The organism is Pseudogulbenkiania sp. FW507-F1, from assembly GCF_058781125.1.
Genome location: NZ_JBYSWM010000008.1, coordinates 38035 through 48759, shown reverse-complemented (window position 1 = coordinate 48759; position 10725 = coordinate 38035). Strand labels below are relative to the sequence as shown.

Sequence of the window (10725 nt, the reverse complement as noted above, 5' to 3'; positions counted from 1 at the left end):
GGCGTGCTATCAGAAGGCCAGCCCCAGGCTCAGGTACCAGCGGATGCCGCCATCTTTCTGCGCCTTGGCGATATCCAGCGCCAGCGGCGCCACCGGGCTCATCCAGCGCAGGCCGACGCCGTTGCTGTGCTGCAGCGAAAAGTCCTGCCAGCGGTCGGCGGCGTTGCCGGCGTCGTGGAACAGCGCCACGGACCAGTCGCGACTGACCGGGATCTGATATTCCAGGCTGCCCACCGCCATCACCCGCCCGCCCAGCACCGAGCCGTCCGGACCGGGCAGGCCCAGGGCGAGGTAGTCGTAGCCGCGCACACTGGTGGCGCCGCCGGTGCGGAACAGGCGCGAGGTCGGCACGCGCTCGGGGTTGTTGCTGAACACCTCGCCCAGCTCCAGCCGGCTGATCAGCGTGCCCCACTCCTTGCGCGGGGTCCAGTAATGCACCAGCTTGCCGTAGCCGCGCACGAAGGCGGCGCTCGACAGCGTATCGCCCAGCGTGGAGGAGAGCTGCAGGTCGATCAGCGTGCCGGCGCGCGGACGGCGCACGTCGTCGAGCTGGCGCCGCGTCCAGCCGTAGCTCACCAGCAGCGCCTTGTTGTCGCGGTTCAGCACGTCGGCCACGCTTTCCTGCTCCAGCAGGTACTCCAGGCCGATGCGCGATTCGATCGCACCGTTGGTGCGGATGCGCCACAGCCCGCCCTCCAGCGCGTCGGTCTTCAGCCCCTGCACGTCGCTGTGCTTGAAGGCGGCGTTGACGCTGTGCGAGTAGCCGTCGGACTGGCGCGGAAAGCTCAGGCCGAACTTGAGCGCCTGCTCGCTGGGCTTGTGCTCCAGCAGCACCGAGCCGATGTAGCCGCGCTGGAACAGGTTGTAGTGGTCGTAGCCGATGCGCGCGCCGAGTCCCTCGTCGGCCTCGTAGGTCAGGCCCAGCGTCAGCTTCTGGCGCGGCAGCTCCTCCACCGCCACGTCCACCGGCACGCGGCCGTCGGCGACGCGGCTCATGTCGGTGCTCACCACCACGCTGGAAAAGTACGGCGACTGCTCCAGCGCCGACTGGTAATCGAGCAGTCCCTGCAGGGTGTACGGGGTGCCGGGGCGGAAGCGCGCCATGCCGGTGACCACGTCCTCGGGGTAGCGCTTGAGGCCGCTCACGGCGATGGCGCCGAACGCCACCGGCGCACCGCTGTCGAGCTCCACCGTCAAGGTGGCGCGGTGCGTCGCCGGATCGACGTCGGCACGGCTGGTGGCGATCCTGGCCAGCGGGTAGCCGTCGACCTGCAACTGGCGCAACAGCACGCGCTTGCCGCTGTCCCACTCGGCCTGGCGGAAGCGCGCCGCGGTCGGCAGCGGCCACAGCTCGAGCGCGCGCGCCAGCCGCCGCGGGTAGTCTTCGGCCAACCTCACCGGCCCGGCGAGACGCAGCGTGACGTCGTCGATCAGCACCGGCTCGCCCGGTTCCACCACCAGGCGGTAGCGGCGCGGCGTGTGGCTGTCCTCGTCGAGACGCACCTTGGCCGAGAAGTAGCCCTCGGTCTCCAGCAAGGCCTGCGCCTGCCCCGGCGCCTCGCGCCGCAGCGTCTCGAGCTGCGCCTCGTCCATCTCCGGCTCGTTCTCGCCGGCCACGAAATCGAGGTGCTCGCGCAGCAAGACCGCAATCTCGTCCGGCGCGTCGATCGCCACGCTGTAGGGCAGCGCCGCCCAGGCCGGCGCGGCGCCAGCGAGCACGGCGGCCAGCAGCATGGCGCGCGCCAGTGCGGCCAGACGGAGGGGGTGGGTGAACGTCATGAGCCTCATGGTAAAGAAAGCCCGCGCAAGGGGCGAGCCCCGGCGGCGCGTCGATGGCGGGAGACCCTGTCCCAGGTCAAGGAATAACACGGAACAGGATGCGAAAATGGCGACACCGCCCCAACGGCGGCCGCCCCTTCAGTGTAGGTAGCTCATCATGGCAAAAAAGTTTCCCTTGCATCCCGCGCACCCCGAGCGCATCTGCTGGGGCTGCGACAAGTATTGCTCGGTCGACGAGTTGCGCTGCGGCAACGGCTCCGACCGCACCCAGCACCCAATCGAGCTGTTCGGCCCCGGCTGGGCCGAACCGGAGAGCGACAGCAACGACTTCACGGCGACCACGCCGCCCGCCGCGCCCTAGCCCGGTCATCCAAGGCTTCTCCGCCGCATGGCGGCGCTGGCCGTGGCCGGCAACACCGCCTGGCCGCGCGCAAAAACACGTAGGGACCAAGGCCGGCACACCGCAGGTCATGCCAGCTCCGCCGCACCGTCGCGCCCTCCTGACGTTCGCCACCAGCGCCCTGCTGGCGGTCGCACCCGCGGGCCCTCTCCCGGCACGCCACCGAGCCCGGCGGGTTCTGGCCAACGGCACACGCCACCAAAACTAAAGGCGCTGTCGGCGTGACCTGTTGCGTCTTCCGTAACGCCCGCGCTTTCAGGCTATCTGCCGAAACCCAAGAGCGGCGTGGGTTTGCCGTGTACGCCGAGCGATTCTCAACACCTCATTCCGGCAGGACCAAAACAAAAGCGGCGGGATGGCCCGCCGCTTTGTTTTTTGCTGCCGCTACGCTTACTTCTTGCGCTGCGGCGGCAGGTCGGTACACGTGCCGTGCGCCACTTCGGCGGCCATGCCGATGCTCTCGCCCAGGGTGGGGTGAGCGTGGATGGTCTTGCCGATGTCGGTGGCGTCGCAGCCCATTTCGATCGCCAGGCAGATCTCACCCAGCATGTCGCCGGCGTGGGTGCCGACGATGGCGCCGCCGATCACCTGATGCGTTTCGGCGTCGAAGATCAGCTTGGTGAAGCCTTCGTCGCGGCCGTTGGCGATGGCGCGGCCGGAGGCGGCCCACGGGAATACCGACTTCTCGATCTTGATGCCGTCGCGCTTGGCGATTTCCTCGGTCACGCCGACCCAAGCCACTTCCGGATCGGTGTAGGCCACGCCCGGAATCACGCGGGCGTCGAAGTAGGACTTGCCGCCGGCGCAGTTTTCCGCCGCCACGTGCGCCTCGTGCACCGCCTTGTGCGCCAGCATCGGCTGGCCGACGATGTCGCCGATGGCGTAGATGTGCGGCACGTTGGTGCGCTGCTGCTTGTCGACCTCGATGAAGCCGCGATCGGTCACGGCGACACCGGCGTTCTCGGCCGCGATCAGCTTGCCGTTCGGCGCGCGCCCGGCGGCCACCAGCACCAGGTCGTAGCGCTGCGGCTCGGCCGGGGCCTTGGCGCCTTCAAACGTCACGTAGATGCCGTCTTCCTTGGCCTCGACCGCCACGGTCTTGGTGCTGGTCATGATGTTGTCGAAGCGGTGGGCGTTCATCTTCTCCCACACCTTGACCAGGTCGCGGTCGGCACCCTGCATCAGGCCGTCCAGCATTTCCACCACGTCCAGGCGCGCGCCCAGCGTGGAGTACACCGTGCCCATTTCCAGGCCGATGATGCCGCCGCCGATGATCAGCATTTTCTTCGGCACGGCCTTCAGTTCCAGCGCGCCGGTGGAATCCACGATACGCGGGTCCTGCGGGATGAACGGCAGGTTCACCACGCGGCTGCCGGCGGCGATGATGGCGTTCTTGAACTTGATGGTCTGCTTGGCGCCGGTCTTGGCCTGGCCCGCGCCTTCGGTGGTTTCCACCTGCAGGTGATGCGGGTCGAGGAAGCTGCCGACACCGCGCACCACTTGCACCTTGCGCGCCTTGGCCATGCCGGCGAGGCCGCCGGTGAGCTTGCCGATGACCTTTTCCTTGTAGCCGCGCAGCATGTCGATGTCGATTTCCGGCTCGGCGAACTTGATGCCGTTGGCCGCCAGGTGCTTCACTTCATCGATCACCGCCGCGTTGTGCAGCAAGGCTTTCGACGGGATGCAGCCGACGTTGAGGCAGACGCCGCCCAGGGTAGCGTAACGCTCCACCAGCACCACGTTGAGGCCGAGGTCGGCGGCGCGGAAGGCGGCGGAGTAGCCCCCCGGGCCGGCGCCCAGCACCAGCACGTCGCATTCGATGTCGGCACCGCCGGCGTGGCTGGCGGCCTGCGGGGCTGGTGCCGCCGCTTTCGGTGCCTCGGCAGCCGGAGCCGGCGCGGCGGCCTTCGGCGCTTCGGCCGCGGCACCCACCGCCTCGACGATGGCGATCACGTCGCCTTCGCTGATCTTGCCGCCGACGGCGACCTTCAGCTCGACGATCTTGCCGGCGTGGCTGGCCGGCACTTCCATGGTGGCCTTGTCGGTTTCCAGCGTGATCAGCGAGTCTTCCACCGCGACCACGTCGCCGGCCTTGACGAACACCTCGATGATGTCCACGTTGCTGTGGCCGCCGATGTCCGGGACTTTCAGTTCGATCAGATTGCTCATGGAGTTTCTATCCCTAAGCGTGGAATGAGGAATGTGGGATGGGCCCGCCGGTGCGGCGTCCCATCGTCATGTGAACCAGGGAGCTGGCGCAGAAACCGTCACGAGCCGCCCAAGTCAGGTTCGAGACCCCCGGCCGTACAACGGTACGGCGGGCATCCGGGACGCGGCTTGGGCGGCGCGGTCGATTTGTCCGCGAACTCAGAGGATCAGACGGCGCACGTCGGACAGCAGCTTGCCCAGGTGCACGGTGAAGCGCGCTGCGGCGGCGCCGTCGATCACGCGGTGATCGAACGACAGGCTCAGCGGGCACATCAGGCGCGGCGCGAAGTCCTTGCCGTTCCACACCGGCTTGATCTGGCTCTTGCAGACGCCGAGGATGGCCACTTCCGGCGCGTTCACGATCGGCGTGAAGCTGGTGCCGCCGATGCCGCCCAGGCTGGAGATGGTGAAGGTGGCGCCCTGCATGTCGGTCGGCTTGAGCTTGCCTTCGCGTGCCAGCAGCGACAGATCGGTCAGTTCCTTGGCGATCTGCTTGATGCCCTTCTGATCGACGTTCTTGATCACCGGGACCACCAGGCCGTTCGGCGTGTCGGCGGCGAAGCCGATGTGGTAGTACTGCTTGAGCACCAGGTTGTCGCCGTCGAGCGAGCTGTTGAAGGTCGGGAACGCCTTCAGCGCCTCGGCGGCGGCCTTGATGATGAAGGCCAGCGGGCTGATCTTCAGGCCGGACTTTTCCCATTCCTTGCCGATCTGCTTGCGGAAGTCTTCCAGCTCGGTGATGTCGCACTCGTCGTTGAACGTCACGTGCGGGATCATCACCCAGTTGCGGGAAAGGTTGGCGCCGGAGATCTTCTGGATGCGGCTCAGCGGCTTGGTTTCGATCGGGCCGAACTTGGCGAAATCGACCTTCGGCCACGGCAGCAGGTCGAGACCCGTGCCACTGCCGCCAGCGGCCGGGGCGGCGGCCGGCGGGGCGCTCAGCACGCCCTTGACGAAGGCCTTGATGTCGGCCTCGACGATGCGGCCCTTGCGGCCGGAGCCCTGGACCTTGCCCAGGTCGACGCCCAGTTCGCGCGCGAAGCGGCGTGCCGACGGACCGGCGTGCGCCTTGCTGAAGGCGGCCTCGTCGATCTTGGCGCTGGCGGCCGGTGCCACGGCGGCGGCAACCGGAGCCGGAGCCGGGGCGGCGGCCGGAGCGGGTGCGGCGGCAACCGGGGCGGCAGCGGCAGCCGGAGCCGCCGCCACGTTGGCCGAAGCCGCGCCCTCCACCACCACGATCAGGTCGCCCTGGCTGACCTTGTCACCCACCTTGACCTTCACTTCCAGCACCTTGCCGGCGGCGGTGGCCGGCACTTCCATGGTGGCCTTGTCGGTTTCCAGCGTGATCAGCGAATCGTCGATGGCGATCACGTCGCCCGGCTTCACCGTCACCTCGATGACGTCGACGCCGGCGTGGCCGCCGATGTCCGGCACGGTGATCTCGACACGGCCGGTGGCAGCCGGGGCCGCGGCGGGTGCGGCGGCGGCGACCGGAGCGGGAGCCGCGGCAGGCGCCGGAGCGGCGGCCGGGGCTGCAACGGCAGCGGCGCCGGCGGCTTCCACTAGCGCGATCACGCTGCCTTCGCTGACCTTGTCGCCCACCTTGACCAGCACCTGCTTGACGACGCCGGCGGCGGCGGCCGGGACTTCCATGGTGGCCTTGTCGGTTTCCAGCGTGATCAGCGAGTCGTCCAGCGCCACGGTGGCGCCGGGCTGGATGAACAGTTCGATGACGTCGACGTTATCGTGGCCGCCGATGTCGGGTACTTTCAATTCGATGAGATTGCTCATGGTTGCTTTCTCAAGTGCGGCGGGGCGTCAGCACGACGCCCCGCGTCGATTCGGTACGCGGAGCAGGGGGAGGGCCGTGCTCTCCCCCGCATTCCCCCGGTTACACCTTCCAGGAAGGCTGCTTGTCGGCTTTCAGGCCGTACTTGGCGATCGCCTCGGCCACCTTGTCGGCGCCGATCTTGCCCTCGTCGGCCAGCGCCTTGAGTGCGGCGACGGCGACGTAGTAGCGGTTCACCTCGAAGAACTCGCGCAGCTTCTGGCGGCTGTCCGAGCGGCCGAAGCCGTCGGTGCCGAGCACCACGTAGCGGCCCGGCACGTACTCGCGCACCTGGTCGGCGTAGTTGCGGATGTAGTCGGTGGCGGCGATGGTCGGGCCGTCGAAACCTTCCAGCACTTCGGTCACGTACGGCTTCTTGGCCGCTTCGGTCGGGTGCAGCAGGTTCCAGCGGGCGGCTTCCATGCCCTCGCGGCGCAGCTGGTTGAACGAGGTGGCGCTGAAGATGTCGGAGCCGATGCCGAAATCGTTGGCCAACAGGTCGGCCGCGGCGATCACTTCGTTGAAGATGGTGCCCGAGCCCATCAGCTTGACGCGCAGCGCGCCGTCGCCGACCGACTTGAACTTGTACAGGCCCTTCAGGATGCCCGCTTCGGCGCCGGCCGGCATGTCCGGATGCGCGTAGTTCTCGTTCATCACCGTCAGGTAATAGAACACGTCCTGCTGCTCGACGTACATGCGGCGCATGCCGTCCTGCACGATCACCGCCACTTCGTAGGCGAAGGTCGGGTCGTAGGTCACGCAGTTCGGGATCAGGCCGGCCTGGATGTGGCTGTGGCCGTCTTCGTGCTGCAAGCCCTCGCCGTTCAGCGTGGTGCGTCCGGCGGTGCCGCCCAGCAGGAAGCCACGGGCGCGCAGGTCACCGGCGGCCCAGGCCAGGTCGCCGACGCGCTGGAAGCCGAACATCGAGTAGTAGATGTAGAACGGGATCATCGGCACGCCGTGGTTGGCGTACGAGGTGGCGGCGGCGATCCAGGAGCTCATCGCGCCCGGCTCGTTGATGCCTTCCTGCAGGATCTGGCCTTCCTTCGATTCCTTGTAGAACATCAGCTGGTCGTGGTCCTGCGGCACGTAGTTCTGGCCCCAGGTGTTCCAGATGCCGAGCTGGCGGAACATGCCTTCCATACCGAAGGTACGCGATTCGTCCGGCACGATCGGCACGATGTGCTTGCCGATCTGCTTGTCCTTGACCAGGGTGCCCAGCATGCGCACGAAGGCCATGGTGGTGGAGAACTCGCGGCCGCCGGAGTCCTTCAACAGCGCGTCGAAGGCGGACAGTTCCGGAATCGCCATCGGCTCCTTCACCGGATTACGCGCCGGCAGGTAGCCGCCCAGCGCCTTGCGGCGGGCGTGCAGGTACTGCATTTCGGCGCTGTCGTCGGCCGGCTTGTAGAACGGCACGCTTTCCAGCTGTTCGTCGCTGAGCGGGATGCCGTAGATGTCGCGGAAGCGGCGGATGGAGTCCATGTCCATCTTCTTGGTCTGGTGCGCGGTGTTCTGCGCCTCGCCGGAGTGCCCCATGCCCTCGCCCTTGATGGTCTTGGCGAGGATCACGGTCGGCTTACCGTTGGTGTTGTTGCAGGCGTCGTGGTAGGCGGCGTACACCTTGCGCGGATCGTGGCCGCCACGGTTCAGCGCCCAGACCTCGTCGTCGGTCATGTCGGCGACCAGCTCCAGCAGTTCCGGGTACTTGCCGAAGAAGTACTGGCGCACGTAGGCGCCGTCCTTCGACTTGAAGGTCTGGTAGTCGCCGTCCACGCATTCCATCATGCGTTTCTTCAGCAGGCCGGTCTTGTCCTTGGCCAGCAGGGCGTCCCACTTGGAGCCCCAGATCACCTTGATCACGTTCCAGCCGGCACCCTGGAATTCGCCTTCCAGTTCCTGGATGATCTTGCCGTTGCCGCGCACCGGGCCGTCCAGACGCTGCAGGTTGCAGTTGATCACGAACACCAGGTTGTCGAGGCCTTCACGCGCGGCCACGCCCATGGCGCCCAGCGATTCCGGCTCGTCCATCTCGCCGTCGCCACAGAACACCCAGATCTTGCGGTTCTTGGTGTTGGCCAGGCCACGGTCGTCCAGGTACTTCATGAAGCGCGCCTGGTAGATGGCCATCAGCGGGCCCAGGCCCATCGACACGGTCGGGAATTGCCAGAAGGTCGGCATCAGCCACGGGTGCGGGTAGGAGGACAGGCCATGGCCGTCCACTTCCTGGCGGAAGTTGAGCATCTGGTCTTCGGACAGGCGGCCTTCCAGGAAGGCGCGCGAGTAGATGCCCGGTGCCGAGTGGCCCTGCACGTACACCAAGTCGCCGCCGTGGCCGTCGCTCGGGGCGTGCCAGAAATGGTTGAAGCCGGTTTCGTACAGCGTGGAGGCGGACTGGAACGAGGCGATGTGGCCGCCCAGGCCCATGTCGTTGCCCTTGTTGGCCTTGACCACGGTGGCCAGCGCGTTCCAGCGCACGATGTTGCGCAGGCGCTCTTCCACGGCCGGGTCGCCGGCGAGCGGCGCCTGGCGGTCAAGGGATACGGTATTCACGTAGGGGGTGGTGGACCCCAGCGTCAGATCGACGCCACCGTCGCGGGAGCGTTCGACCAGATGCTCAAGCAGGTACTGGGCACGTTCGATACCTTCGTTTTCGAGTACCGATTGCAGTGCATCCAGCCACTCTTTCGTCTCCAACGGATCGATATCGTCAGGGAAGGTTGCAGCCATCTCTCATCCTCACATCTGGTTTTCTGGGTACCGGTCGGGACCGATCCCGCTGTGTCGTCACACGGCTCAGGAATGAATCGACTTCGCCGGGGTTGGTTTGAAAATGAACATTAACAGAATCGAAATTTTCATTTTCGAACAGTTTGTTCATCAGATTCGCAGTGTAAAGCTTGCCCTGTTCGGAAAGGAATAGGCAATCAGTGATTTCCTGCAAATTATGCGGATCGAGTTGAATTGCTGCGATGCACGATGTTGTTTTTTTGCGATTCCGGGCCGGCGGACGGCCGCGGCTGGCTCAACTGCGCGCCTGGCGGCGTTCTTCCTTGAGCCGGTTCTGCAGTTCGCGGATGCGCGCCTCGATCGAGGAACGCAGGTAGAAATCGTCGCCCGGGGCCTGGCTGGCGTACTGGAATTGCTCCAGCGCCGCCTCGTAGCGCTGCTCGTAATAGAACGCCTGGCCCAAGGCGGCGTGGTAGCGCAGCTTGTCCCGGTCGGCGTAGACGGCGGCCTGGCGCCGGTACAGCGCGGGTTCGGAGGGATAGCGGTTGAGTTCGCTGCGCAGCCGTGTCAGTGCAACCTCGCGCTGGCCGCTGTCGAGCAGGGTGTCGATCTCGCCGTAGCGCAGCGGGCCGTAGCCGGGGAAGGCCGCCAGGCCGCGCCGGTAGGCGTCCAGCGCTGCCGTCCAGTTGCGCTCGGCGCGCTCGATCGCGGCCTCCTGGCCGAACAGCAGCGGGCTGGCCGGCAGGCGCCGGCGCGCCTCGGCCAGCGCCTCGCGCGCCGGACCGGGCTGGGAGGCGGCGAGCCGCGCCAGCGACAGGCCGTACCACTGCGCGCCCTCGCTGAGGAACTGGCGGCTCTTCAGCCTGGCCTGGTAATAGCGCAGCGCCTCTTCGCGCCCCAGCGTCGCTAGCCGCAGTTTCTCCCGCACCAGCAGGTAGGCGGTGCTGTCGGCGTGCATCCTGAGCGGAAAGGCCAGCGCGCGGTCCTGCGCTTCGCTGATGCGCTCGCCGGTGACCGGGTGCGAACGCAGGAAGGCCAGCGCGTTGTTGTCGTTGAAGCGGTTGCTCTGCTGCATGCGCTGGAAGAAAGACGGCATGGCGCGCGCGTCGAAGCCGGCGGCGGCGAGGTACTGCATGCCGAGGCGGTCGGCCTCGCGTTCGAAATCGCGCGTGTAGGCGAGCTCGCTCGACACCGACAGGCCGATGCCGGCGTTGATGGCGCCGAAGGCGGCGTCGGAGTTGCCGGCGCGCGAGGCCAGCGCCCCGGCCAACAGCGCCGCCAGCAGCCACAGCTGGTTGGGCGCGCTGGCGGCCTTGAGGCGTGCCAGGTGGTGCTGACTGGCGTGGGCGATCTCGTGCGCCAGCACCGAGGCCAGCTCGGCCTCGCTCTGCGTCGTCAGCACCAGCCCGGAGTGCACGCCGATGTAGCCGCCGGGCATGGCGAAGGCGTTGATGCTGCGGTCGTTGACGGCGAAGAACGAGAAGTTCAGATCCGGCGCCTGCGCCGCCTGGGCCAGGCGCCCGCCCAGTTCCTGCAGGTAGGCGGAGGCGTCGGCATCGTCCAGGGTTTCGCCGGATTCGCGCAGGCGGTTCATCACGTCGCGCCCGACCGCCGCTTCCTGGCTCGGGCTGAACGAGGCGGACGAGGCGTCGCCCAGCTCGGGCAGGTCGATCTGGGCGGAGACGGTGCCGGACAGGGCCAGGGCCAGCGCGGCGGCGGTGAGGACGGTTTTCATGTCCAGCCTATGATACCCATCGCCGGCGCAAAGTTGCAGCCGGCG

The 10725-nt window shown here is 67.3% G+C and carries 6 protein-coding genes; 1 reads left to right on the top strand and 5 read right to left on the bottom strand.

The features are described from left to right. Positions 1 to 9: 9 nt before the first annotated feature. Positions 10 to 1779, bottom strand: a complete 1770-nt coding sequence (locus AC3WG5_RS07020; protein WP_492568248.1) for an autotransporter assembly complex protein TamA — start codon at positions 1777 to 1779, stop codon at positions 10 to 12. 157 nt (positions 1780 to 1936) lie between these two features. On the opposite strand from AC3WG5_RS07020, the gene AC3WG5_RS07015 reads away from it, so the two are divergent. Beyond that, on the top strand, positions 1937 to 2140 hold the full coding sequence (locus tag AC3WG5_RS07015; RefSeq protein WP_008952072.1) for a DUF3079 domain-containing protein: 204 nt from the start codon (positions 1937 to 1939) through the stop codon (positions 2138 to 2140). Positions 2141 to 2569: 429 nt separating this feature from the next. Here the strand turns inward: AC3WG5_RS07015 and lpdA are convergent, their stop codons facing one another. The 4 genes from lpdA to AC3WG5_RS06995 all read right to left on the bottom strand — a co-directional run bounded on the left by lpdA (position 2570) and on the right by AC3WG5_RS06995 (position 10680). Further along, entirely contained in the window at positions 2570 to 4348 is a 1779-nt protein-coding gene (gene lpdA, locus AC3WG5_RS07010; RefSeq protein ID WP_492568247.1) for a dihydrolipoyl dehydrogenase, read from the bottom strand. Positions 4349 to 4546: 198 nt separating this feature from the next. Continuing rightward, a complete protein-coding gene (gene aceF, locus AC3WG5_RS07005) occupies positions 4547 to 6178 on the bottom strand; it encodes a dihydrolipoyllysine-residue acetyltransferase (protein WP_492568246.1) in 1632 nt (543 codons plus the stop codon). 100 nt (positions 6179 to 6278) lie between these two features. After that, complete coding sequence (aceE, locus tag AC3WG5_RS07000) at positions 6279 to 8945, bottom strand: pyruvate dehydrogenase (acetyl-transferring), homodimeric type (protein WP_014088669.1); 2667 nt, start codon at positions 8943 to 8945, stop codon at positions 6279 to 6281. A 295-nt stretch (positions 8946 to 9240) separates the two neighbouring features. Beyond that, a complete protein-coding gene (locus AC3WG5_RS06995) occupies positions 9241 to 10680 on the bottom strand; it encodes a M48 family metallopeptidase (RefSeq protein WP_492568245.1) in 1440 nt (479 codons plus the stop codon). Between the last annotated feature and the right edge of the window lie 45 nt (positions 10681 to 10725).